Below are 23840 nucleotides of genomic sequence, written 5' to 3' on the forward strand. Positions count from 1 at the left end.
TCAGGACAGTACTGCGGATGGGCCAGGTTGCTGTAGCAGCGCGTCGAGCAGGGCGACCGCGCCGACCTTGTCGAGGGGGTGGTTCTGGTTGCCGCACTTGGGCGACTGGATGCACGAGGGGCAGCCTTGCTCGCACGAGCAGGACGCGATGCTGTCGCGAGTGGCGGTGAGCCACTCGCGGGCGGCGTGGTAGCCGCGCTCGGCGAACCCTGCACCGCCCGGATGACCGTCGTAGACGAAGACGGTCAGGCGGCCGGTGTCGGCGTGCATCACGGTCGAGACGCCGCCGATGTCCCATCGGTCGCAGGTCGCGAAGAGGGGGAGCAGCCCGATCGAGCAGTGCTCGGCCGCGTGGGCAGCACCAGCCAGGTCGGTGCCAGCGAGCCCTGCTTCGAGCAGCACGTGGTCGGGCACCGACCACCACACCGCGGTGGTGCGCAACGTGCGGACGGGAAGGTCGAGGGGCTCCTCGCCGATGACCTCTCCTCCGGGCTGGCGCCGCTTGAGGAAGGCGACCACCTGGCGGGAGACCTCGACGGTGCCGAGGCTGAGCCGGCACCCGCCCCAGTCATGTCCCTCGCGCTCGCCGACCAGTCGGATGTCGGTGAGCTCGCGAGCGGTCGTGGACCACTCGGGTGCGGGACGGCTGATGACGGCGACGTGGTCGTCGAGGTCGAGCGACTCGACCAGCCAGGTATCACCGCGGTGCATGTAGACAGCACCCGGATGTGCCGATGCGTGGGCGCTCGACCGGTCGACGTGGCCGATCACACGTCCGGTCTCGGCCTCCACCAGGGCCACGGCCTGGCCGCCCGAGGACCGGATGTCGGTGAGGTCGGCTGCTCGGTGGCGGTCGGTCCAGAACCACCCGAGCGGGCGGCGTCGGAGTCTGCCCTCCGTCACGAGCCTGCCGAGGAGATCGTGGGCGGTTGGTCCGAACAGCTCGAGGTCAGCCTCGGTCAGCGGGATCTCCTGGGCAGCGGCGCACAGGTGCGGAGCCAGCACGTGCTCGTTGGCCGGGTCGATCACGGTGGCCTCGACCGGCTTGCCGAACAGCGATTCCGGGTGCGTGACCAGGTAGGTGTCGAGGGGGTCGTCGCGCGCGACCAAGAGACCGAGCGCATCGCCGTGGCCGCGCCCGGCCCGGCCGATCTGCTGCCACATCGCCGCCCTCGTGCCGGGGAAGCCGGCCATCACCACGGCGTCGAGACCGCTGATGTCGATGCCGAGCTCGAGGGCGTTGGTCGCGGCGAGGCCGGTGAGCCGACCGGACCTGAGCGCTCGCTCGATGGCGCGCCGCTCCTCGGGGAGGTACCCGCCGCGGTAGGCCGCCACCTGCTCGGCGAGCAGCGGATCGACCTCGGCGAGCAGCTCGGCGGCGGTGATGGCGACCTGCTCGGCGCCACGGCGCGATCTGACGAAGGCGAGGGTGCGGACCCCCTCGGCGACGAGGTCGGCCAGCAGGTCGGCCGCCTCCGATGAGGCGGCGCGGCGCACGGGGGCGCCGTTCTCGCCGGACGCCGAGGTGAAGGGAGGCTCCCAGAGCGCGACGGCCACCTGGCCACGAGGGGACGCGTCATCGACGACCGACTCCACCTCGAGACCGGTCAGACGGTGGGCGTGGACCTCCGGCTCGGCAACGGTCGCGGAGGCGAGCACGAACGTCGGGTGCGCTCCGTAGGCCGCGCACACCCGTCGCAGCCGTCGCAGCACGTGGGCCACATGGGCGCCGAAGACCCCGCGGTAGTGGTGGCACTCGTCGACCACGACGTAGCTCAGCGACCCGAGGTACCTCGCCCAACGATGGTGGGCAGGCAGCAGGGAGCGGTGCAGCATGTCGGGGTTGGTCAGCACGTATTCGGCGTGCTCGCGGGTCCACTCGCGCTGGTCGCGGGGGCTGTCGCCGTCGTGGGTCGAGAAGCGTATGTCGAGCCCCAGCGACTCCAGTCCGGCGAGCTGGTCTTGGGCCAGCGCCTTGGTGGGACTGAGGTAGAGCGTCGTGGCTCCGCGTTGCTGGCGGGGGCCGCGGGTGGTCCGGATCGCGGAGAGGGTGGGGAGCTGGTAGCCGAGCGACTTGCCGGACGCGGTGCCGGTGGCCATCACCACATGCCGCCCTGAGTGAGCCGCCTCGGCGGCCTCGACCTGGTGCCGCCACGGGACCAGCAGCCCGCGGGCGACGAAGGCCTCGCGGACGTCGTCGGGCACCCAGATCGGCCACTGTGCGGTGACGGCCTCGCGAGCGGGCAGCACCTCGAGGTGGGTCAGCCGCTCCTCGCGTCCGGGTGCGGCGGCGAGTCGCTCGAGAACCTCGCGCATGGAGGCGGCGGAGAGGGTCTCGGTGGGCACGGTCCGATTGTCCCAACTGCCACGGACACCGACGAGGGGACGGCTCGCGGCTCCTGCCTACTATTGCCACGAAGAACGCTGTTGCATGGTTTGATGGAGACACGGGCGTGCTCAGGCGTGCCTGACCTGCTGGACCTGCAACCGTAGGGCACACACGAGGGCAGTGGAGACGACGTGGACCTGACTCTTTCGACCCGCGAGGCCGACGGCACCACCGTCGTCGCCGTCGGCGGTGAGATCGACGTCTACACAGCGCCCCGACTGCGCGACAAGTTCACCGAGCTCGTGGCCGCCGGCTCCTACGACATCATCGTCGACATGCAGAACGTCGAGTTCCTCGACTCCACCGGCCTCGGCGTCCTGGTCGGGGGGCTGAAGAAGGTTCGCGCCCACGAGGGCTCCCTCGACCTGGTGTGCAACCAGGACCGCCTGCTCAAGATCTTCCGCATCACCGGCCTGGCCAAGGTCTTCGTGATCCACGAGACCGCCGAGGCAGCGCTCGCGTCACGTTGAGCGCCCCATGAACGCCCGGGTGCCTCCTGAGCGCAGTGGCACTCGCCACACCTGAGTGCCAAGAAACGGTGCCAGCACCGTAGACTCCCGCGAGTTCAAGTCTTGAAACTCCCAGGAGGACATACATGACCGGGATTGCTCCGGCCGTCGTAGAGCTCTCCGGTGGCAATCTCACCCTGGTCGTCGTCGTCGCCCTGATCGCGCTTGCCGCGCTCGGGATGGCCGTGATGTTCAGGCGTGAGGTGCTGTCCGCCGGCGAGGGCACCGACAACATGAAGAACATCGCCCACGCGATCCAGGAGGGCGCCAACGCCTACCTCCAGCGGCAGTTCCGCACGCTGGCGGTCTTCGCCGCCATCGCCTTCTTCGTCCTGCTGGCGCTGCCGGCCGACGACTGGGGGGTCCGGATCGGCCGTTCCATCTTCTTCCTGGTGGGTGCCGGCTTCTCGGCCGCCGTCGGGTACTTCGGCATGTCGCTGGCGGTGAAGGCCAACCTCCGCGTCGCAGCGGCCGCCAACACCGAGGGCCGCGACCCCGCGATGAACGTCGGCTTCCGCACCGGCGCCACCGTCGGCATGCTCACCGTCGGCCTCGGCCTCCTGGGGGCCAGCGTCGTGGTGCTGCTGTTCAAGGACCAGGCGCCCCACGTGCTCGAGGGCTTCGGCTTCGGCGCGGCGCTGCTCGCGATGTTCATGCGAGTCGGCGGCGGCATCTTCACCAAGGCTGCCGACGTCGGCGCCGACCTGGTCGGCAAGGTCGAGCAAGGCATCCCCGAGGACGACCCGCGCAACGCCGCCACGATCGCCGACAACGTCGGCGACAACGTGGGCGACTGCGCCGGCATGGCCGCCGACCTCTTCGAGTCCTACGCCGTCACGCTGGTCGCCGCGCTGATCCTCGGCTCGCAGGCCTTCGGCGACAAGGGCCTGGTCTACCCCCTGCTGATCCCGGCGATCGGTGCGCTGACCGCCGTCGCGGGTGTCTACCTGATGCGACCGCGCGCCGGCGAGAACGGCCTGACCACGATCAACCGCGCGTTCTACCTCTCCGCGGCCATCGCCGCGGTGGCGAGCACGATCCTGTCGTTCATCTACCTGCCGTCGAGCTTCGCCGACTTCGTCAACGTCCAGGGCCTCGACATGGGTGGCGCAGATGGCGACCCCCGGGTGATCGCATCCGCTGCCGTGGTCATCGGCATCGTGATGGCGGCCGGCATCCTGGCGCTCACCGGCTACTACACCGGCACCGAGTTCAAGCCCGTCAAGGACGTCGGCAAGACCTCGCTGACCGGTCCCGCGACCGTCATCTTGTCCGGTCTCGCCGTCGGCTTCGAGTCGGCCGTCTACACGACTCTGGTCATCGGCGGCGCGGTCTTCATCGCCTTCCTGCTCGGCGGCGCGACCGTCACCGTGTCGCTGTTCGCGGTGGCGCTGGCCGGCTGTGGCCTGCTGACCACGGTCGGCGTGATCGTGGCCATGGACACCTTCGGCCCGGTCTCCGACAACGCCCAGGGCGTCGCGGAGATGTCCGGAGACGTGAGCCCCGAGGGTGCCCAGATCCTCACCGAGCTCGACGCCGTCGGCAACACCACCAAGGCCATCACCAAGGGCATCGCCATCGCGACCGCCGTGCTGGCAGCCACCGCGCTGTTCGGCTCCTACTCGACGTCGGTGGCCGAGGCCCTGGCTGACGCGCGGCCCTCGGACGAGGAGCTGTCCTCGCTCAGCTTCCTGGTGTTCAACCCGGGCGTCCTGGTCGGCATCCTGCTGGGTGCCTCGGTCGTGTTCCTGTTCTCAGGCCTGGCGATCAACGCAGTCGGCCGCGCGGCCGGAGCGGTGGTCTTCGAGGTGCGCCGCCAGTTCCGCGAGATCCCCGGGATCATGGAGGGCACCGGCCGTCCGGAGTACGGCAAGGTCGTCGACATCGTGACCAAGGACTCCCTTCGTGAGCTCGTCACGCCGGGCATCCTCGCGGTGCTCGCACCGGTGGCCGTCGGCTTCGGTCTCGGCGTCGCATCGCTGGCCGGCTTCTTGGCCGGTGCCATCGGCGCCGGCACGCTGATGGCGGTCTTCCTGGCCAACTCGGGCGGCGCGTGGGACAACGCCAAGAAGCTCGTCGAGGACGGCAACCACGGCGGCAAGGGCTCGCTGGCCCACGAGGCGACCATCATCGGCGACACGGTGGGCGACCCCTTCAAGGACACCGCCGGCCCGGCCATCAACCCGCTGATCAAGGTGATGAACCTGGTCTCGCTGCTGATCGCCAGCGCCGTGGTCTCCATGAGCGTCGGCCAGGACCAGAACGACGCCCTACGGATCGTCATCGCGCTTGCGGCCGTCGCCGTCATCGCGGCAGCGATCTACATCAGCAAGCAGCGCTCCACGGTGCTGACCGACGGCGGGAGCACTCCTGCCCCGCCGGCACCGGTGAGCGACCCGACGCCGACCGAGACGTTGCCGACGGCCTGATCGGCAACAGATCCGTGCGAGGGGGCAGGTCCGAGATGTCGGACCTGCCCCTTCGGCTTCGCGCGGCCCTGCAGGGGGCGGGCTTCACCCACGACGCCGTCGCCGGCCTCCTGGGCACCCACGCCCACGAGGCACTCGGCCGCAACGAGACGACGCCGGGCCTGCGCCGGACTCTCGACGGCTCGCCGCTGGCCACGCTGACCCGGCTGTTCCTCCTCCAGACCGCCGTCCCCGTCGAGCACGCCGACCGGGCGCTGCCCGGGCTCCGGGCCGAGCTGGAGCACGGCCACTTCCTGCGTACGTCGGGGGGCGAGGTCCGTGCACTGCTCGACGTCCGTCCCTACTCCGCCAGCGACCACCAGGGCGACCAGGACCTCTGGGTGGTCAGCGACCTGACGCCGGGGCTCGACGGGCCGATGACCCGCGTCGCCGACTACCACGTGCTCGGCATCAGCCCGGCCGCGACGTCGCTGGCGCAGCTGACCATCCGCGATCCGGTGGGCCGCAGCCTCGACCTCGGCACCGGGTGCGGGGTCCAGGCGCTGCACCTGGCCCGTCACAGCGACCACGTGGTCGCCACCGACATCAACGAGCGGGCCGTCTGGATGGCCGGCTTCAACGCCGCTCTCAACGAGCTGAGCACCATCGAGCCGCGCACCGGCTACTTCTTCGCGCCGGTGCGCGAGGAGACCTTCGACCTGATCGCGACGAATCCGCCGTTCGTCATCTCGCCCGCGAGCGGCCGGCGCCTGGTCTACCGCGACTCCGGTCTCCCCGGCGATGACGTCGTCTCCCACATCGTGCGCAACGGCCCGGGCCACCTCACCGACGGCGGCTGGCTGCAGGTACTCGCCAACTGGGCCATCCATCGCGACCTGCCGTGGGACGAGCGGATCGCGGCGTGGGTGCCCGATGGCTGCTCGGCGTTCGTCGTCCAGCGCGAGGTCGTCGACCCGGCGGCCTACGTCGAGCTGTGGCTCAAGGACGAAGGGCTGCACGGCGCACCCGACTACCTGGAGCGGTACGACGCGTGGCTCGGCTGGTTCGAGGACCAAGGCGTCCAGGGCATCGGCTTCGGCTGGATCAACGTCCACAAGGCCGTCCACGCCAGCGACTACCTGGACTGGCCCTACGCCGTCGAGCAACCCGTGGCTCCTGCCGTCCGTGACTGGGCGCATGCTGTCACCCGACTGGTCGGCGAGGGCGATCGCCTCCGGGTCCGCGTCGACGTGGTCCAGGAGACGACCGGCGAGCCCGGGTCCGAGGACCCCGAGACGATCGTGCTGCGGCAGCAGCGCGGCCTGTGCCGCGCCCGGCAGGTCGACACCGTCGAGGCGGCGCTGGTCGGTGCCTGCGACGGCGACCTGTCAGTGGGCCAGATCCTCGACGCGGTGGCGACGCTGACCGAGCAGGACCCCGGGCAGTTGCGTGCGACGTACCTCCCCGTCGTCGGCGGACTTGTCGTCGAGGGCTTCTTGACCGTCTGAGGTGTGGACGCCGGCCCATCCGGGGGAATGCCCTGGCCACCGGCGCTGCTGGGCTCGGTGATGAGAGCCACGGACCGACGCACCGACTACCGCCTGACCTTCGTGGTCCTGTGCGTGGGTGTCGGCTCCTTCTCGCTCCTCCAGTCCATGGTCACGCCGGTGCTGGCCACGATCGAGCGCGGGCTCGGCACCGACCAGGCCACGGTGACCTGGGTGCTGACGGCCTACCTGCTGTCGGCGTCGGTGTGCACGCCGATCGTGGGCCGGGTCGGCGACAAGATCGGCAAGGAGCGGATGCTGGTCTTCGCCCTCGGCTCGCTGGCGGTGGGCTCCTTCCTCGCCGCGATCGCCCCGAGCATCGGTGTGCTGATCGTGGCCCGCGCGATCCAGGGGATCGGCGGCGGCGTGCTGCCGCTGACCTTCGGGATCATCCGCGACGAGTTCCCGCGCGACAAGGTTCCCGGCGCGTTGGGCACCTCGGCCGCATTGCTGGCCGTGGGTGGCGGGATCGGGCTCGTCGTGGCCGGTCCGATCGTCGACGCGCTCAGCTACCACTGGCTGTTCTGGCTGCCGATGGTCCTCACGCTGCTGGCCGCGCTGGCCGCCCACTTCTTCGTGCCCGAGTCGCCCGAGCGCGCGCCGGGCCGCATCAACCTCGGCACCGCACTGCTGATGTCGACGTGGCTGGTCGCGCTGCTGCTCGCGGTCAGCCAGGGACACAGCTGGGGCTGGGCCTCTCCCGAGGTGGTCGGGCTGTTCGTGCTGGCGGCCGTGGTGCTGCCGGTCTGGGTGTGGGCCGAGGCCCGCAGCGACAGCCCGCTGATCGACATGACGATGATGCGAATCCCCACCGTCTGGACGGTGAACCTGGTGTCCCTGCTGTTCGGGATGGGGATGTACTCGATGTTCGCCTTCTTGCCGCAGTTCCTCCAGACGCCCGCCGACGTCACGGGCTACGGCTTCGGCGCGTCGGTGACCCAGTCCGGGCTGATGCTGCTGCCGCAGACCGTGGCGACCTTCGTGGCCGGCCTCGCCTCGGGTCGCTTGGCAGTGAGATACGGGTCGAAGGCGATGCTGGTCGCCGGCGCCGCCTTGACCTCCCTGGGGACGGTGGGGATCGTCGTGGCGCACGACCACGTGTGGCAGCTGCTGGTCGAGTCCACCGTGCTGGGGCTGGCGTTCGGGCTGGCCTTCGCCGCCATGTCCAACCTGATCGTCGATGCCGTCCCCCAGACCCAGACGGGAGTAGCCAGCGGTATGAACGCCAACATCCGCACGGTCGGTGGTGCGATCGGCGGTGCCGTGCTGGCCACCGTCATCACGGCCGGTCACCGACCCGACGGCTTCCCCGTGGAGTCGGGCTACACCCACGGCTTCTTCCTCCTGGTCGTGACCTCGGCACTGGCGGCCGTGGTCGCCGTCGCCGTGCCCGTGATGAGGGCGACCACGCACCTGGTGCCCGGACCGCAGACCGAGGCAGAGCTCGAGGCCCTGAAAGGCGGAACAGCGGCTCACGGCCGGGCCCGATAGCCCGACAGCAGCTCGGCGACGCGCTCCTCGTCACGGTCGGCCACCGGGAGCAGAACTCGGCGACGACGTCGGTCGGCTCACTCGACGTGACGAAAGAATGGAGATCGGCGTCGAATCTGCGGACTTCGGTCAGTCGGGGACGTAGGCCGCGGTGACGTCGGTGTGCCGGAAGTGGTCGCCCTTGAACAGCAGCGGCTCGCCGGTGGTGATGGCGAGCGCGTAGGAGAAGCAGTCGCCGTAGTTGAGGCGGGCGCGGTGCCGTGAGCCTGTGCCGTAGCGACGATGGGCCTCACGGGCCACGGCCAGCTGTCGTTCGTCGAACGCGATGATGTCGAGGCCCATCGCTGCCCGGTCGAGGAAGCGTTGCCCGGCGTCGTCGCGAAGCACCAAGGATGTCTCCATGAGCGTTGCCGTCGAGATCGATGCATAGTCTGAGCCCTGGAGCAGCGCTCTGAACGTTGGTGCCTCGGGTTCGTCCCTGGCGATGGCGACGAGCACGGAGGTGTCGACTACCACATCGGCAAGCCGTTCTCGTCGTACATCTCCTCGTCGGGAACCACCGTGCCACCTGCTGCTCGCCACTGCGCGGCCAACTCCATGACGCTGTCCATCCAGGCGGCCCGATCAGCGCGTGCCTTGGTGATCGCCTCGTCGAGGGCTTGCCGAACAGCGTCGGTCATGGACGTGTGCCGCCGCTCGGCCAGCTCAGCTGCTAGCCGGTAGACCTCGGGGTCCTTGATGTTGAGCGTGGGCACGAACGCGATTCTACCCGTCAAGGTAGAAGCTCTTGCGCGCTTCGCCGGACGACCTCGGGCATCATCCACAGGGCCCAGTGTTGGTAGCGGAACGCGCGGCAGGCGCTACCGTGTTCGGCCGGACGCCCCCGACAAGTGATCGGGAGGCGGGCAACCAGGAGAAAGAACAGCCAGTGGCACACAAGCTCGTCATCGTCGAGTCACCGAAGAAGGCCCAGATGCTGGGCGACTTCCTCGGCGACGACTACGTCGTCGAGTCCTCGATCGGCCACATCCGCGACCTCCCGCAAAGCGCTGCCGATACCCCGGCCAAGATCAAGGACAAGCCGTGGGGGCGGCTCGCGGTCGACGTCGAGAACGGCTTCGAGCCTTACTACGTCGTGCCGCGCGACAAGAAGGCGCACATCTCCAAGCTCAAGTCTCTGCTCAAGGACGCCGACGAGCTCTACCTCGCCACCGACGAGGACCGCGAGGGCGAGGCGATCGCCTGGCACCTGTTCGACGAGCTCAAGCCCAAGGGCATCCCGGTGCACCGGATGGTCTTCCACGAGATCACCCGCAAGGCGATCCTCGAAGCGGTCGCCAACCCACGCAACATCAACGAGGACCTTGTCGAGGCACAGGAGGCACGGCGCATCCTGGACCGCCTCTATGGCTACGAAGTCTCGCCGGTCCTCTGGAAGAAGGTCATGTCCGGCCTGTCGGCCGGCCGCGTGCAGTCGGTGGCCACGCGCCTGGTCGTCGACCGCGAGCGCGAGCGGATGCGCTTTCGCGTCGCGTCCTACTGGGACCTCGAGGGCACCTTCGACGCGGGCTCCGGCAAGGAGCCCCGGATGTTCCCGGCGCGACTGCATTCCATCGACGAGGCGCGCGTCGCCAGTGGCTCGGACTTCGGCCCCGACGGCGAGCTGAAGAGCAAGCGCGGGGACCGGGTCCACCTCGACCGCGCGGGCGCCGAACGCCTGGTCGAGGTTCTGCACGACACGTCCTACTCCGTCCGGTCGGTCGAGGCGAAGCCCTACCGCCGCTCGCCCTACCCGCCGTTTCGCACCACCACCCTTCAGCAGGAGGCCAGCCGCAAGCTCGGCATGAGCGCATCGGTGACGATGTCGGTGGCGCAGCGTCTCTACGAGGGCGGCCACATCACCTACATGCGCACGGACTCCACCACCTTGTCCGAGACCGCGATCACCGCGGCCCGCAACCAGGTCAGCCAGCTCTACGGGCCGGAGTACCTCCCCGACGCCCCGCGCACCTATGCCTCCAAGGTCAAGAACGCCCAGGAGGCACACGAGGCGATCCGCCCGTCGGGCGACGCGTTCCGCACTCCTGGCCAGACCGGGCTGACAGGCGACCAGTTCCGCCTCTACGAGCTGATCTGGCAGCGCACGGTCGCCTCGCAGATGAAGGACGCGACGGGACAGTCGGTCTCCGTGCGGATCGGTGGCGCTGCGAGCGACGGTCGTGACGTCGTGTTCGCCGCGTCCGGCCGCGTGATCACCTTCCACGGGTTCCTCAAGGCGTACGTCGAGGGCACCGAGGGCGGCAAACGCAGCGACGACGACCAGGTGCCGCTGCCCGATCTTGCCGAGGGCGAGGCGGTCAACGCCGCGTCGCTGACCGCGCAGGGCCACGAGACCAAGCCGCCGGCCCGCTACACCGAGGCCACCTTGATCAAGGAGCTCGAGGAGCGCGAGATCGGTCGCCCGTCGACGTACGCCTCGATCATCGGCACGATCATCAACCGCGGCTACGTCTACAAGAAGGGCACGGCGCTGGTGCCGGCCTGGATCGCGTTCTCCGTGGTGCGGCTGCTGGAGGAGCACTTCGCACGGCAGATCGACTACGAGTTCACCGCCCGCATGGAGGACGTCCTCGACGAGATCGCGGCAGGAGAGAGCGACCGCAACTCCGAACTGGCCGAGTTCTACTACGGCAATGACGAGATCGTCGGTCTCCACACGCTGGTCACCGAGCTCGGCGAGATCGACGCCAAGGAGCTGGCGACCTTCCCGGTCGGCGGTCCTGACAGCGGGATCGTGCTGCGCGTGGGTCGTTACGGCCCTTATCTCGAGGGCCCCGATGACGAGGGCAACCCGACGGGTCGGCGCGCCAACGTGCCCGACGACCTTCCTCCCGACGAGCTGACGCTGGAGAAGGCGCGCGAGCTGTTCGCGACCCCCGCCGGCGAGGAGACGGTGCTGGGACAGCACCCGACGTCCGGCCGCACTGTCGTGGCCAAGAACGGCCGCTATGGGCCCTACGTCACCGAGGTGCTGCCCGACGACGCCAAGAAGTCCGACAAGCCGCGCACCGGCTCGCTGTTCAAGTCGATGTCGATCGACACGATCACCCTCGACGACGCGGTCAAGCTGCTCTCGCTGCCGCGCGTGGTCGGCCATGACGCCGAGGGCGTCGAGATCACCGCCCAGAACGGCCGCTACGGGCCCTATCTCAAGAAGGGCACCGACTCGCGCACCATCGCCTCCGAGGAGCAGCTGCTCACCATCACCGAGGACGAGGCGCTGGCGATCTACGCCCAGCCCAAGCAGCGTGGTCGCGGCGCTGCGACAGCTCCCCTCAAGGAGCTCGGCAACGACCCGGTGTCCAAGCAGCCGGTGGTGGTGAAGTCCGGTCGCTTCGGCGAGTACGTCACCGATGGCGAATACAACGCCACCCTCCGCAAGGACGACACCGTCGAGTCGATCACCCTCGAGCGGGCCGCCGAGCTCCTCGCCGAGCGCCGCGAGCGCGGCCCCGCCAAGAAGACGGCGAAGAAGGCCACGCGCAAGGCGCCCGCCAAGAAGACCGCGAAGAAGAGGGCGACCAAGAAGGCCTAGTCCCCGCCGGTTGAGGCGGTTGCGCCTTCGTTGGTTGAGGAGGTTGCGCCTTCGTTGGTTGAGGAGGTTGCGCCTTCGTTGGTTGAGGAGGTTGCGCTAGCAACCGTCTCGAAACCATCGTCTCAGGCCTGCTTCCCTCTCACCGGGCTTCGAGACGCGTCGCTCGTTCCTCGCAAGCTCGGGCAAGGGGCTACCCCCACCAGAAGGCGGTGGCGATGATGGCGTACAGCGCCACCAGCGTCGCACCCTCCAGCCACGTCGACTCGCCGTCGAGTGCGATCATCGCGGCCAGCAAGACCGACACCACGAGCACGACGACCAGCAGCGGCGAGAAGACGAGGGTCAACGACGCCAGCCCGAAGACCTGACTGATCAACACCAGCAGGGGAGCCAGCACCAGCGCGATCTGGATCGGGCTGTTCAGCACGACCGAGAAGGCGTACTCCGACTGGCCCTTGGCCGCGAGCTGGATGCCGACCACGTTCTCGATCGCGTTGCCCGCGATGGCCACGATCACCAGTCCGGCGAAAGCCTCCGAGATGCCGGCAGACTCCATCGACGGCTCGAGCGCCGCGACGAACCAGTCCGACACGAACGCGGCTGCCGCGCCGGCGACGGCGAGCATCCCGATCGCCAGGAACAGCGGCCAGCGCGGCGCCTCCTTCTCCGGTGCCACCGACTCGGACGTACCGGACGTGTCGCGCCGCAGGGAGAATGGCAAGGACAACGCGAACAGCCCCAGCAGGATGATCGAGACGATCACCGAGAACGTCGCCTCGTGCTGCTCGGCCGGCGTGTGCAGATGGTGCGTCAAGGACGGGATCGTCATCGCGATCACCGAGAGCGTCATCAGGACCACGATGGTGCGGGCGCGTTCGGAGCCGAGCTGCTGGGTGCCGTGGCGCAGGCCGCCGACGAGGAACGCGAGCCCGAGCACGAGCAGGAGGTTGGCCAGGATCGAGCCGATCAGAGCCGCGCGTACGACGTCGACGAGCCCGGCCCTCAACGCGAAGATGCAGATGAACAGCTCGGGCAGGTTCCCCAGCGCCGACTGCAGGACGCCAGTGGCTCCGGGTCCGAACCGATCGCCGAGCTGCTCGACGCACAAGCCCACGAACGCCGCGAGCACGCTCATCGCCGCCGCGGCCAGCACGAACGCAAGCCCACTGGCCCATCCGGCGTAGTGCGCCAGACCGGAGGCGACGATCAGCACCGCGCCGCCGCCCAGCATCAGCTTGTCGGACCTGATCAGAACGGGGTGGGCCGTCGCGGTCGTCACCCGACGCACGGTAGTACGCCGGGCCGATCGGTTCGGAGGATCCCGGCCACCAGGTGGCTGCGATCCTCCGGCGTGATAGACACGTCGGGATATTCGGACCATTCGGGAGGGGAGACCCATGTCCACACCACCGCAACCCACTCGCCGCGCGGTCGTCGCCGGCGCCGCCGGAGTCGCCGCCACGGCAGCCACCACGGCCACCGCTTCTCCCGCGACGGCCGCAGGCAGCCCCGGAAGCAGCAGCCGCACCATCAAGCTGTCGGTGCTCGGCACCACCGACCTCCACGGCAACGTCTTCAACTGGGACTACTACAAGGACACCGAGTTCGACGACTCCGCCCACAACGACATCGGCGTCGCCAAGGTCAAGACCGTCATCGACCGCGAGCGCGCTGCACGTGACCACCCGGTCCTCGTGCTCGACGCAGGCGACACGATCCAGGGCACGCCACTGGCCTACTACTACGCCAAGGTGCAGCCGATCGGGGGGAACGTGATCCACCCGATGGCGCGGGCGATGAACCTCATCGGCTACGACGCTGCGGCTCTCGGCAACCACGAGTTCAACTACGGCATCCCGCTGCTGCGCACCTTCGAGTCGCAGCTGAACTTCCCGCTGCTGGGTGCCAACGCGGTCGACCCGGTGACCAAGCGGCCCGTGTTCGCGCCGTACATCATCAAGCGCATCAAGGTCGACCGCGCCCCCGACCTGGTCGTCGGCATCCTCGGCCTCACCAACCCTGGCATCGCCATCTGGGACCACGCCAACGTCGAGGGGAAGATGGAGTTCCCCGGGCTGGTCGAGCAGGCCAAGAAGTTCGTGCCCGAGCTCAAGGCCAAGGGCTGTGACGTCGTGATCGTCAGCGCCCACTCCGGCCCCAACACGTCCTCGTCGTACGGCGACGCGCTGCCCTACCCCGAGAACGCCGCCACCCTCGTCGCGCAGGAGGTGGCCGGCGTCGACGCGATCCTGGTCGGGCACGCCCACCTCGACGTCCCGACGCGGGTGGTCGACAGCTTGGTGACCGAGGGCAAGCAGGTCGTGCTCTGCGAGCCGCTCTTCTGGGGCAAGAAGGTCGCCGTGTTCGACATGGAGCTCGAACGCCACGGCAGGCGCTGGTCCCTCGTCGGACCGATCACCTCGACGACGCTGCCGACCAACACCGCTGAGCCCGATCCGGATGTCTCCGCTGCGGTGCAGGAGCAGCACGACACGGTCATCGACTACGTCAACTCCGTGGTGGGCACCTCCACGGTCGCGATGTCGGCCGACCGGGCGGTCGTCGAGGACACGCCGATCATCGACTTCGTCAACTACGTGCAGGCGCTCACGGTCAGGGCGGCCCTGACGGGGGCCGACGCGGCCTTGCCGATGCTGTCGATCGCGGCGCCGTTCAACCGTGGGGCGTCGTTCCCCCAGGGAGACGTGACGATCCGCGACGTGGCAGGGCTCTACATCTTCGACAACACGTTGCTGGGCAGCCGGGTGACCGGCGCCCAGGTGAAGGACTACCTGGAGTTCTCGGCCAACTACTTCAAGGCGGTGGACAACGCGGGGCCGGTCGCGATCGACGACGTGATCCGAGCCGTCACGCCGAGCGCGCCCACGGGCACGCCTGACTACAACTACGACATCGTCGCGGGGCTCGAGGACCGCCTGACCTACGACATCGACCTTGCCCAGCCGGTCGGCTCGCGGATCACGAACCTGCAGTACGCCGGAGCCGCACTCGACCCGGCCCAGGAGTTCGTGATGGCGGTCAACAACTACCGCCAAGGTGGCGGTGGCAACTTCCCGCACATCAAGGACGCCCCGGTGGTCTACAACGCGCAGGTCGAGATCCGGCAGCTGCTCATCGACTGGGTGGTCGCCAACGGCGAGATCGACCCGGCGCAGTTCGCGTCGATGGACTGGCGACTGGTGTACGACCAGACGCCCATGACCATCACCTGAGGATCTCCGCGGCGGGCCGTCGGCGCGGCCGGGTAGCGTCTGGCGCACCATGGCTCTGTACTCCGCGCTCGGCGTCTTCGTCTGCTTCGAAGGTGGCGACGGCTCGGGCAAGTCCACGCAGTCCAAGGCGCTGGCTGCGTGGCTGGAGGCCGAGGGCTATGCCGTCTGCCTGACCTTCGAGCCGGGTGACACCCAGGTCGGGCGCACGCTGCGCGACATCGTGCTCAGCCCGTCGACCGGCGAGTTGTCCGACCGCACCGAGTCGCTGCTCTACGCCGCCGACAAGGCCGAGCACATCCGCCAGGTCGTGCAACCAGCCCTCGACCGCGGCGAGGTGGTGATCACCGACCGCTACGTCGACTCGATGATCGCCTACCAAGGGGTGGGCCGCCCGCTCGACCGCGACGAGGTCGAGCACGTCGCGCGCTGGGCCACCCACGACCTGAGGCCGCACCTGACCGTCGTCCTCGACCTGGCGCCCGATCACGGGCTCGGGAGGTTCGCCGAGCGCGACCGGATCGAGGGTGAGTCGGTCGAGTTCCACGAGCGGGTGCGGCAGGCGTTCCTCGACCTGGCAGGTCGCGATCCCGACCACTACCTCGTCCTCGACGCCCGGCTCCCGGTCGACGTCGTCGCGGCAGCGGTGGCCGAGCGGGTCCGACCACTTCTCGAGCAGGCCACGAAGTCATGACGGTGTGGGACGACCTGGTCGGTCAGCCGCACGCCATCGAGGCGATGCGCGAGGCCGCTTCGGGCCACGGCATGAGCCACGCGTGGTTGTTCACCGGACCGCCGGGCTCGGGCCGGTCCAACGCGGCGATCGCGCTGGCGGCCGCACTGCAGTGCGAGCAGGCTGGCTGCGGGCAGTGCCACTCCTGCCACACCGTGCTGGCCGGCACCCACGCCGACATCACCATCGTCCGCACCGAGAAGCTCTCCATCGGGGTCGACGAGGTGCGCGACCTGGTGCGCCGGTCGGCGCTGGCCCCGGTCGGGCGCCGGTGGCAGGTGATGATCGTCGAGGACGCCGACCGGCTGACCGAACACGCCTGCAACGCGCTGCTCAAGGCCATCGAGGAACCCACCGAGCGCACGGTCTGGATGCTGTGCGCCCCCACCGTCGAAGACGTCTTGCCGACCATCCGCTCGCGTTGTCGCCTGCTGACCCTGGCCACGCCGACGGCCGCGGACGTGGCGGCGTTCCTGGTGCGCCGCGACGGCGTCGCCGAGGGACTCGCGGCCTACGCCGCGCGCGCCAGCCAGGGCCACATCGGGCGAGCCAGGGCTCTGGCGAGGGACGAGGCGACCCGCAACCGCCGCCGCGAGGTCGTGACCATCCCCGCCAAGCTGACCTCGCTCGGTGCCTGCATGATCGCCGCCGCCAACCTCGCCGAGGTGACCAAGGAAGAGGCCGACCTCATCACCTCGCGGCTCGACGAGCGTGAGAAGGCCGACCTCGACACCACCTACGGCGTCGTCGAGCGCGGCCGTCGCCCCCGTGACTACGCGCCAGCCGTGGCTGCGCTCGAGCGGGCTCAGAAGACCCGGGCCAAGCGCCGTCACCTCGATGTGGTCGACCGTGGCCTGATGGATCTTGTGTCGGTCTATCGCGACGCCATCTCCGAGGCGACCGGCTCGACGGGCGCACTGGTCAACGAGGAGATCCGAGGCGACATCGTCGAGGTGGTGCGCAGCTCGACGCCCGAGCTCAACCTGCGCCGGATCCGTTGGATCTTCGATGCGCGCGAGCAGATGCTCGAGTTCAACGTCCCCGTCCCACTCGCCCTCGAGAGCATGATGCTCGCCTTGAAGGTGCCCGAGGGCAGCCGGTGAGACGTGCGGTCGCGCTGCTGCTCGTCATCGTGCTTGCGCTCTCCGGCGTCGGCGTCGCGGCGTTCTTCATCGCCCGCAGCGTTGGACCTTCCTATGACCCCGTTCCGATCGCCGTACCCGCCGACGCGCCGCCAGCCCAGCAAGCCCCCGTGGCGTCAATGAGGTCGTACTACGAGCAGCGGGTGGTCTGGCGGCCGTGCGGCGCCGACCAGTGCGCGACCATGGATGTCCCGCTCGACTACGCCCACCCGCAGCAGGAGTCGATCTCCCTCAACCTCGTGCGTCGGCCGGCCGACGACGCCGACCACAAGATCGGCTCGATGCTGGTCAACCCGGGAGGTCCGGGGGCTGCTGGGTCAGGCGTGGCCGCCAACGCGGGCAGCTACTTCGGCAGGGCGTTGCTGCGCGGGTTCGACATCGTCGGCTTCGACCCACGGGGCACCGGGCGCAGCGATCCGGTCGATTGCCTGACCGACGCGGGGCTCGACGACTACTTGTCTGCCGACTCCGAGCCCTCGTCGCCGACCCAGGTCGAGCACTACGCCGAGGAGGTCCGTGGCTTCGGCCGGGGCTGCACGCAGCTGTCCGGCCGGCTGGCCTCCCACATCTCGACCGAGGAGACCGCGCGCGACATGGACGTCCTCCGGGCCGTGCTGGGCGAGCGGGTGATCAGCTACTTCGGCTTCTCCTACGGCACCGAGCTCGGCGCGACCTATGCCGAGCTGTTCCCCGAGAGGGTCGGGCGGTTCGTGCTCGACGGTGGCGTCGACCCGACGTTGAGCGTGCGTGACGCCACCCTGACCCAGGCCAAGGGGTTCGAGACCGCGCTGCGCGCCTACGTCGCCAACTGCCTCGACGTCACCGACTCCTGTTTCCTCGGCGACTCGGTCGACGGGGGCCTGCAACGGATCCGCGACTTCCTCGACGACCTCGACACCCGACCGCTCGACACCGGCACCGACCGGCCGTTGACCCAAGCACTGGCGATCACCGGGATCATCACCCCGCTCTACTCGCGCGAGGCCTGGATCGTGCTCAGCCAAGCCCTGAGGGCAGCGTTCGACGGCAACGGCTCGGCCCTGTTGCTACTGGCCGACCAGTACTCCGGCCGTCAGTCCGACGGCACCTTCGACTCCAACATCATGGAGGCGTTCCCGGCGATCAGCTGCCTCGATGACCCCTCCGGCATCAAGCCGTCCGAGGTGCCCGCCGAGTACCCCGCCTTCGAGAAGGCCTCGCCAACGTTCGGGCGAGCCTTCGCGTGGTCGCTGATCACCTGCCGCGACTGGCCACCGGCTCGCGGCGTCAAGCGTCAACCGCTCGTCATCGACGGCGCCGGAGCGCCCCCCATCGTCGTCGTCGGCACCACGCGCGACCCCGCCACGCCGTTGGAGGAGTCGGTCGCCCTCGCCTCCCAGCTCGAGTCCGGCGTGCTCGTCACCCGTGACGGCGACGGCCACACCGGCTACAACTCCGGCAACGACTGCGTCGACCGCGCCGTCGAGTCCTACCTGGTCGAAGGCACGGTGCCCCGCGACGGGCTCTCCTGCTGATCGCAGCGTCAGAGCGGCTCAGCCACGTCGCGGATCCGCTGCACGGCGAGCTCGATCATCAGCTGGGCGGCGGGGGAGAGCGTGGCGTTGACGCGGTGCACGATCGCGAAGGTCTCGTACTGGCGGGGCCGCAGGCTGGTCCACGAGGCGCCCGGCGCGAGGCGAGGCACCAGCTCCTTGGCCGCGCCCTGGTGCACGACGGTGTCGGCCAGGCCGCGGCCGACCAGCTCGATCGCGGTCTCCACGTCCTCCACCTCGATCCGGGTCTGCGGGTTGTGGCCGGCCTCGTGGAGCATCTTGCGCAGAGCGGTGCGCATCGAGTCGGTCGCCCGGTAGCTGGTGTCGGCCAGCACCAGCCGTGCCTCGGCCAGGCGGCGGGCGGTGACCGGGGTCGCCGTACGACTCGCGTCCATCGAGACGTAGACCATCTCGTCGCGCGCGACGGGCAGCACCTCGAGACCTTCGCTGGTGGGCGGCGCGGCGATCAGTGCGGCCTCGATCTGTCCCCGTCGCAGGTCGTCCATCACCTCGGAGGAGTTCAGGCCGATGATCTCGACGCGCACCCCTGGATAGCGCTCCAGCACGTCGGTGACCAGTCCGGCGCTGACGTAGAGCCGGGCGCTGCCGAACATCCCGAACCTGATCGTGCCGGTCTCGAAGGCCTTCACGCGCTGGACCGCTCGCCGCGCCTCCTCGGCAGCCGCGATGGTGGCCTCGGCATGCGGTCGCAAGGTGTCGGCGACCGTGGTCGGTACGACGCCTCGGCCGACGCGCCTGAACAGCTGAACCCCGAGCGACTTCTCCAGGGATCTGACCTGCTCGGAGATCGATGGCTGCGCGTAGCCGAGCTCGTCGGCTGCTGCCGTCAGCGAGCCCAGCTCGTAGACCGTCAGGAAGCAGCGCAACTGATGCAGTGAAAGCATAGGAACTCCCTTGAGGATCTCTTGGAAAGAGAGGCTACCCCTATGGAGCGAGGTCGGTGAGACTGGTGATCACGGCATCGTCGATGACCTGAAGGAGGTCACCCCATGTTCGACCGTCACTGCGCGACCTGCGACCGCACGCAGCTCATCTTCCCGAGCCAGATCACGGGTGTGACCAACACCGACCACGGCATCCTCGTCAGCTACGTCTGCTGGTGTGGCTCCGAGCAGACCTGGCTCACCGGTGCTGCCGGCCACGTCGACGAGACCCCTCTCGTCGCTGCCTGAGCGCCCCTGGCTGGTCGACGAGGTCGCGTAGCGACCGTCTCGAGACCTCCGCCCGTTGGTCGAGGAGGTCGCGCAGCGACCGTCTCGAGACCCGGCGAGCGTTGGGGCCACCGTGATTCGGCGGGCCACATCCAGGTCCGTTATCCTCGGCGGGTTGCCCGGACCCAGGTCCGGGCAGCACGCCGCCTTAGCTCAGTCGGTAGAGCGATTCACTCGTAATGAATAGGTCGTCGGTTCGATTCCGACAGGCGGCTCAGCTCCAAGCCCCAGGCCAGAGGCCCTGCACCTCTCCTGGGGCTTCCGCATTCCCCGGCACCGACTGGCTGTGGTGCTCCTGTGGTGCAGCCGACCGTCTCTGTTGCTGCCCAGAATTGTGGCCGGAGAGGTGCCCGTAGAGGGTCCATCGTCATCGCGGCGGACGCGTGTCCCAAGATCCGGTGCCCGACCTTGGGGTCCACGCCGGCACCGAGCCACAGCGAGGCACAGGTGTGCCTCAGGTCGTGCACTCGAAACGTCGGTCGGTCGATCGCCGGCACGCTGCCGTCCACCCGACCGAGCGCATCCGGTTCGACTCGCTGCCAGGCACGCCGGCTCGGTTCCTGCTTGACAGGGTTCGGCCAGGTGCTTGACGGTGGCTCATGCCCAGCACCGAGGAGCTCCAGGCCCAGATCGAAGCCCTGCGCAGCGAGGTCGCCACTCTACGAGGCCAGCTCGGAGGGCAACGTCCGGCGCACCCCGAGACGCGGGCGGTCTCACACGATATCGACGCCAAGCGCAGTCGCCGCAATGTCCTCAAGCTCACCGTCGCCGGTCTCGGTGGAGCGGGGCTCGCGCAGATGGCGGTCTCGCCGGCCTCAGCCGCCAACGGTGACGCTCTCCTCATCGGCAACGCCGGGGGCCAAACCGCAACCCTGCCGACGGGTGTCGCCGTGACCGGCAGCAGTGCGGGCTACGGGCTGGCCTTCACCGACAACGGCCTCAACAGCGTGCCGCTTCCGTCCGCGGTCGTGGGCCACGCGCGCGGGCTGGGCATCGGCAACTGGACCACCGGCGTCCTCGGGGTCGCTGTGCAGGACTCGTTCTACGGAGTCGTCGGCGACTCGGTCCGCTGCGGCCTCTACGGCATCGCCCGCGGCCCGGCCGACAACGGTTGGCCCGCGGTGCTCGGCGAGGGCAACGGCGACGGCATGCAAGGCAGAGGCAAGGTCGGGCTGCGCGGCCGTGCCAAGGACGCCGACGGTGCCGGCGTCATCGGAGAAACCGACGACACGGACGCTCCGGCACTCTGGGCGTCGGGAGACTCCGGGCTCCTTGCGCTGAACGGCGTCCAGGCGGCCCCACCGTCCACGGGCACGTTCCGGCGCGGGGACGTGCTCAACGACGCCAACGGCAGCGGCGTCTGGATCTGCGTCGAGCCGGGATCGCCGGGAGTGTGGCGCAAGGTGGCCGGCGCCAAGAGTGCTGGTTCCTTCCACGTGGTCGACGGCTTCCGCGCCTTCGACTCCCGCAAGACCGGCGGCAAGCTCGCCGCCGGCCAGACGCGGACGGTCACCATCTCTGGCTCGACCATCCCCTCGAAGGCGACGGCGGTGCACCACGTGCTCACCGCACTCTCGACGTCCGGCAAGGGCAGCCTCGTGGCCTTCCCTGCGACGCGGCGGAGGCCGGCGATCTCCTCGCTGGTCTGGTACGGCGCCAACCAGAAGCACGCCGTCGGCCTGACCACGGGACTCAGCGCGACGCGTCAGCTGAAGATCTATGCCACCGGAGGGTCCACGCACTTCCTCGTCGACGTACTCGGCTACTACCTCTGAGCGGAAGGACGAGCTGGCGGGCTAATCCGGCCGACGCGCCGACTAGGGTGCGCGCATGTCTCTCGGTCGCCGACAGATCGTCGTCCTCATCGCTCTCGCGCTGCTGCTCGCCGCCGGTGGCTACTACCTCGGGGTCAGGGGCGCCGAGCGGGCCAACTGGCACACGGCCACGGTGAACCTGTCGGGAGTCGCGGCCGATGAGACCGGTCCGCACCGGCTGCTCAGCTTCCGGGTCGACGGATGGACCTATGCCGTCGAAGACAGCGTCCGCTGGGTCGACCCGCAGGGTACGACGCACGAGAGCGGTTGGCCGGAGTGCCTCGAGCCGGCGCATCCCGGGTTCTCCTCCCGCAACGACGAGGAGGTGACCTTCCGCTTCGCTGAACTGACCGCGGACACGGGCTACCTCGGATGGCGTCCGGTGCTGATGGTCGAGTGCCCCGGAGCCTGAGCTGACGTGACGAACGAGGTCGCACCCGGCGCAGTAGTCGAGGTCAACCAGCCACGACCAGTGCGAAGGTCGGTGATCTTCGAGAGCGTGGCCTGCCTCCTCGCCGCTGCGGCCCTGGGCATCCTGGGCGACGAGGGGCTGCGGTGGGGGTCGTTCGGCGTCTGCCTGTTCACCGCGGCCACGCTGTGGCTCGCGCTGTCGTTCGGTGCCGGCCGGCTCGGCGGCCGGTGGTGGCTGTCGGCAGTGCTGGGCTCGGGCGCCCTGGTCGCCAGCCTGGCGTCCTACTACCTGTGGCTCGGGGTCGTGCACGACGTGCCGTGGTCGACCCTCATGGACGGCGGCTACCGCGGCCGGACCTTCCTGGCCGCCGGCGCCGCGATCGGAGCCATCTCCGGGATCCTGGGCGGCGTCTCCGGAGGATCATCGCGGCTGGCCGCCGACATGGCATGGTGCGGACTGGTCGCCGTGCCCGTGGTCGACGGCCTCCTCCAGTACCGCTACAGCGGACGCGACGACGAGCTGGTCGTCGTGGCCGTCTTCGTCGCACTCGTCGCGGTCGCGGTCGCGTGGGCGCTGCGCTCGGGTGCGCGGGCGTGGGCGTTGCTGCTCGGGGTCCCCGTCGCGAGCGCCGTGCTGTACGCCGGGGAGCTCGTCGTGCTCCGTGAGGTGTTCGGCCGCTTCACCTGGCTGTAGGGGCAGTGGGCAGACTGTCGGTCGTGAACGACGACTTCGTGATCCCACCCGGCACCTTCGTGGAGTACCTCGGTCTCGACCTCACCGAGGTGAGCGGGCAGCGGGTGGAGGCGCACTGGACTGCGGGTGCCAAGCACCACCAGCCGTACGGCATCGTCCACGGCGGCGTGCACTGCAGCGTCGTCGAGACGCTCGGCAGTCTCGGTGGCGCGCACTGGGCGCTGGCTCGCGACCCCGGGGCGAAGGTCGTCGGGGTCAACAACAACACCGACTTCTTCCGGGCTGTGAGCGAGGGGGAGCTCACGTCGGTCGGCGTGCCGCTGCACCAGGGGCGCCTCCAGCAGCTCTGGCTCGTCGAGACCCGCTCCGACTCCGACGGCCGGCTGGTCTCCCGCGGGCAGGTGCGGCTGCAGAACCTCTACCCCGAAAGTCGTTAGCCGCTCCGGAGCACCCGGCGTACCGTCCGCGCCATGGCCGAGACGAGCTTGCGGAAGAACCTGGCGATCCTGGTCCACGACGACGTCGAGGTGCTCGACTTCTGCGGACCCTTCGAGGCGTTCGGGGTCACAGGCGAGGCGGGGGAGGCGTACTTCAACGTCTTCACGGTCGCCGAGCAGGCGCGGCCGGTCCGCGCCAACACCGGCATGATCGTGCAGCCCAACTACTCCTTCGACGACTGCCCGCCCCTGTTCATGCTGCTCGTCCCAGGTGGGCGCACCAGCGTGCTCACTGACAACCCGAAGGCGATGGCCTGGGTCGCCGAGCAGGACCAGCAGGTCGAGCACCTGGTCTCGGTGTGCACCGGCGCCTACGTGCTGGCCCAGCTCGGACTGCTCGACGGACTCGAGGCGACCACGCACTACTCGGGCTACGACAGGCTCCAGGAGATGGCGCCGGGTGCGACCGTACGCCGCGACGTCCGCGTCGCGGACAACGGCCACATCGTCACCGGCGCGGGTGTGTCAGCCGGCATCGACCTGGCCCTGCACATGATCGCCCGCTTGCACGGGCTTCAAGAGGCCGACGACGTGGCGGAGTACATGATGTACCGCTGGGCCGAGGAGGACCGGGCTCGAGCCGCTGCTCTTGTCACGGTCTGACCTGACGCACAGC

21 protein-coding genes and 1 tRNA gene are annotated in these 23840 nt (G+C 69.4%); 16 read left to right on the forward strand and 6 right to left on the reverse strand.

Annotation, left to right across the window (positions count from 1 at the left end):
* On the reverse strand, nucleotides 1-2316 hold the full coding sequence (locus tag ISU10_RS08760; protein WP_194696039.1) for a DEAD/DEAH box helicase: 2316 nt from the start codon (nucleotides 2314-2316) through the stop codon (nucleotides 1-3).
* A gap of 204 nt (nucleotides 2317-2520) precedes the next feature.
* Between ISU10_RS08760 and ISU10_RS08765 the strand changes: the two genes are divergently transcribed.
* The 4 genes from ISU10_RS08765 (at nucleotide 2521) to ISU10_RS08780 (ending at nucleotide 8344) form a co-directional block, all read left to right on the forward strand.
* Nucleotides 2521-2859 (forward strand): STAS domain-containing protein, encoded by a 339-nt coding sequence (locus ISU10_RS08765; RefSeq protein ID WP_194695997.1) that lies wholly within the window; start codon nucleotides 2521-2523, stop codon nucleotides 2857-2859.
* 125 nt (nucleotides 2860-2984) lie between these two features.
* Nucleotides 2985-5327 carry a sodium-translocating pyrophosphatase gene (locus ISU10_RS08770; protein ID WP_194695998.1) on the forward strand — a complete coding sequence of 781 codons (2343 nt, stop codon included), beginning with the start codon at nucleotides 2985-2987 and terminating at the stop codon, nucleotides 5325-5327.
* A gap of 35 nt (nucleotides 5328-5362) precedes the next feature.
* A complete protein-coding gene (locus tag ISU10_RS08775; RefSeq protein ID WP_194695999.1) occupies nucleotides 5363-6814 on the forward strand; it encodes a DUF7059 domain-containing protein in 1452 nt (483 codons plus the stop codon).
* A gap of 3 nt (nucleotides 6815-6817) precedes the next feature.
* The gene (locus ISU10_RS08780) at nucleotides 6818-8344 is read left to right on the forward strand and encodes an MFS transporter (protein ID WP_370865013.1); all 1527 of its coding nucleotides are present in this window, start codon (nucleotides 6818-6820) and stop codon (nucleotides 8342-8344) included.
* On the opposite strand, the gene ISU10_RS24080 is transcribed toward ISU10_RS08780, so the two are convergent.
* The 3 genes from ISU10_RS24080 to ISU10_RS08790 form a co-directional block, all read right to left on the reverse strand.
* A complete protein-coding gene (locus tag ISU10_RS24080) occupies nucleotides 8326-8388 on the reverse strand; it encodes a hypothetical protein (protein WP_370865021.1) in 63 nt (20 codons plus the stop codon). The genes ISU10_RS08780 and ISU10_RS24080 overlap by 19 nt on opposite strands.
* A gap of 85 nt (nucleotides 8389-8473) precedes the next feature.
* Nucleotides 8474-8926, reverse strand: a complete 453-nt coding sequence (locus tag ISU10_RS08785) for a type II toxin-antitoxin system VapC family toxin (RefSeq protein WP_370865014.1) — start codon at nucleotides 8924-8926, stop codon at nucleotides 8474-8476.
* Complete coding sequence (locus ISU10_RS08790) at nucleotides 8854-9099, reverse strand: type II toxin-antitoxin system VapB family antitoxin (RefSeq protein ID WP_194696001.1); 246 nt, start codon at nucleotides 9097-9099, stop codon at nucleotides 8854-8856. The genes ISU10_RS08785 and ISU10_RS08790 overlap by 73 nt, the downstream gene beginning before the upstream one ends.
* Before the next feature lie 173 nt (nucleotides 9100-9272).
* Between ISU10_RS08790 and topA the strand changes: the two genes are divergently transcribed.
* On the forward strand, nucleotides 9273-11939 hold the full coding sequence (topA, locus tag ISU10_RS08795; RefSeq protein ID WP_194696002.1) for a type I DNA topoisomerase: 2667 nt from the start codon (nucleotides 9273-9275) through the stop codon (nucleotides 11937-11939).
* 190 nt (nucleotides 11940-12129) lie between these two features.
* Here the strand turns inward: topA and cax are convergent, their stop codons facing one another.
* On the reverse strand, nucleotides 12130-13218 hold the full coding sequence (gene cax, locus ISU10_RS08800; protein ID WP_370865015.1) for a calcium/proton exchanger: 1089 nt from the start codon (nucleotides 13216-13218) through the stop codon (nucleotides 12130-12132).
* Nucleotides 13219-13336: 118 nt separating this feature from the next.
* On the opposite strand from cax, the gene ISU10_RS08805 reads away from it, so the two are divergent.
* From ISU10_RS08805 to ISU10_RS08820, 4 genes are read left to right on the forward strand one after another with little or no spacing between them, the layout of a single operon-like run.
* The gene (locus ISU10_RS08805; protein ID WP_194696003.1) at nucleotides 13337-15172 is read left to right on the forward strand and encodes a bifunctional metallophosphatase/5'-nucleotidase; all 1836 of its coding nucleotides are present in this window, start codon (nucleotides 13337-13339) and stop codon (nucleotides 15170-15172) included.
* A gap of 49 nt (nucleotides 15173-15221) precedes the next feature.
* Entirely contained in the window at nucleotides 15222-15863 is a 642-nt protein-coding gene (tmk, locus tag ISU10_RS08810) for a dTMP kinase (RefSeq protein ID WP_194696004.1), read from the forward strand.
* A complete protein-coding gene (locus ISU10_RS08815; protein WP_194696005.1) occupies nucleotides 15860-17005 on the forward strand; it encodes a DNA polymerase III subunit delta' in 1146 nt (381 codons plus the stop codon). The genes tmk and ISU10_RS08815 overlap by 4 nt, the downstream gene beginning before the upstream one ends.
* Nucleotides 17002-18558 carry an alpha/beta hydrolase gene (locus tag ISU10_RS08820; RefSeq protein ID WP_194696006.1) on the forward strand — a complete coding sequence of 519 codons (1557 nt, stop codon included), beginning with the start codon at nucleotides 17002-17004 and terminating at the stop codon, nucleotides 18556-18558. The genes ISU10_RS08815 and ISU10_RS08820 overlap by 4 nt, the downstream gene beginning before the upstream one ends.
* 8 nt (nucleotides 18559-18566) lie before the next feature.
* On the opposite strand, the gene ISU10_RS08825 is transcribed toward ISU10_RS08820, so the two are convergent.
* Complete coding sequence (locus ISU10_RS08825) at nucleotides 18567-19481, reverse strand: LysR family transcriptional regulator (protein ID WP_194696007.1); 915 nt, start codon at nucleotides 19479-19481, stop codon at nucleotides 18567-18569.
* 105 nt (nucleotides 19482-19586) lie between these two features.
* Here ISU10_RS08825 and ISU10_RS08830 point away from each other — a divergent pair, with 105 nt between their 5' ends.
* The 7 genes from ISU10_RS08830 to ISU10_RS08865 all read left to right on the forward strand — a co-directional run bounded on the left by ISU10_RS08830 (nucleotide 19587) and on the right by ISU10_RS08865 (nucleotide 23827).
* Nucleotides 19587-19769, forward strand: coding sequence for a hypothetical protein (locus ISU10_RS08830; RefSeq protein ID WP_194696008.1), 183 nt, complete (start codon nucleotides 19587-19589; stop codon nucleotides 19767-19769).
* A 181-nt stretch (nucleotides 19770-19950) separates the two neighbouring features.
* Nucleotides 19951-20023 (forward strand) — tRNA-Thr (locus tag ISU10_RS08835).
* A gap of 384 nt (nucleotides 20024-20407) precedes the next feature.
* Nucleotides 20408-21583, forward strand: a complete 1176-nt coding sequence (locus ISU10_RS08845; protein WP_194696009.1) for a hypothetical protein — start codon at nucleotides 20408-20410, stop codon at nucleotides 21581-21583.
* Nucleotides 21584-21638: 55 nt separating this feature from the next.
* Nucleotides 21639-22034: a hypothetical protein gene (locus ISU10_RS08850; RefSeq protein WP_194696010.1), complete on the forward strand. Its 396-nt coding sequence runs from the start codon at nucleotides 21639-21641 to the stop codon at nucleotides 22032-22034.
* A gap of 6 nt (nucleotides 22035-22040) precedes the next feature.
* Nucleotides 22041-22727, forward strand: coding sequence for a hypothetical protein (locus ISU10_RS08855; protein WP_194696011.1), 687 nt, complete (start codon nucleotides 22041-22043; stop codon nucleotides 22725-22727).
* Between the two features lie 23 nt (nucleotides 22728-22750).
* Nucleotides 22751-23164: a PaaI family thioesterase gene (locus tag ISU10_RS08860; RefSeq protein WP_370865016.1), complete on the forward strand. Its 414-nt coding sequence runs from the start codon at nucleotides 22751-22753 to the stop codon at nucleotides 23162-23164.
* Between the two features lie 33 nt (nucleotides 23165-23197).
* Nucleotides 23198-23827: a DJ-1/PfpI family protein gene (locus ISU10_RS08865; RefSeq protein ID WP_194696012.1), complete on the forward strand. Its 630-nt coding sequence runs from the start codon at nucleotides 23198-23200 to the stop codon at nucleotides 23825-23827.
* The last annotated feature ends 13 nt before the right edge of the window (nucleotides 23828-23840 follow it).

This window comes from Nocardioides agariphilus, from assembly GCF_015352445.1.
Lineage (GTDB): Bacteria > Actinomycetota > Actinomycetes > Propionibacteriales > Nocardioidaceae > Nocardioides > Nocardioides agariphilus.

What these genes read in the sequence shown, in the direction of transcription:
- ISU10_RS08865 (WP_194696012.1), top strand. Translation starts at nt 23,198, where the DNA reads ATGGCCGAGACGAGCTTGCGGAAGAACCTGGCGATCCTGGTCCACGAC.
- ISU10_RS08825 (WP_194696007.1), bottom strand. Translation starts at nt 19,481, where the DNA reads ATGCTTTCACTGCATCAGTTGCGCTGCTTCCTGACGGTCTACGAGCTG.
- tmk (WP_194696004.1), top strand. Translation starts at nt 15,222, where the DNA reads ATGGCTCTGTACTCCGCGCTCGGCGTCTTCGTCTGCTTCGAAGGTGGC.
- ISU10_RS08830 (WP_194696008.1), top strand. Translation starts at nt 19,587, where the DNA reads ATGTTCGACCGTCACTGCGCGACCTGCGACCGCACGCAGCTCATCTTC.
- ISU10_RS08770 (WP_194695998.1), top strand. Translation starts at nt 2,985, where the DNA reads ATGACCGGGATTGCTCCGGCCGTCGTAGAGCTCTCCGGTGGCAATCTC.
- ISU10_RS08845 (WP_194696009.1), top strand. Translation starts at nt 20,408, where the DNA reads ATGCCCAGCACCGAGGAGCTCCAGGCCCAGATCGAAGCCCTGCGCAGC.
- ISU10_RS08850 (WP_194696010.1), top strand. Translation starts at nt 21,639, where the DNA reads ATGTCTCTCGGTCGCCGACAGATCGTCGTCCTCATCGCTCTCGCGCTG.
- ISU10_RS08805 (WP_194696003.1), top strand. Translation starts at nt 13,337, where the DNA reads ATGTCCACACCACCGCAACCCACTCGCCGCGCGGTCGTCGCCGGCGCC.
- ISU10_RS08815 (WP_194696005.1), top strand. Translation starts at nt 15,860, where the DNA reads ATGACGGTGTGGGACGACCTGGTCGGTCAGCCGCACGCCATCGAGGCG.
- ISU10_RS08775 (WP_194695999.1), top strand. Translation starts at nt 5,363, where the DNA reads ATGTCGGACCTGCCCCTTCGGCTTCGCGCGGCCCTGCAGGGGGCGGGC.
- ISU10_RS08760 (WP_194696039.1), bottom strand. Translation starts at nt 2,316, where the DNA reads ATGCGCGAGGTTCTCGAGCGACTCGCCGCCGCACCCGGACGCGAGGAG.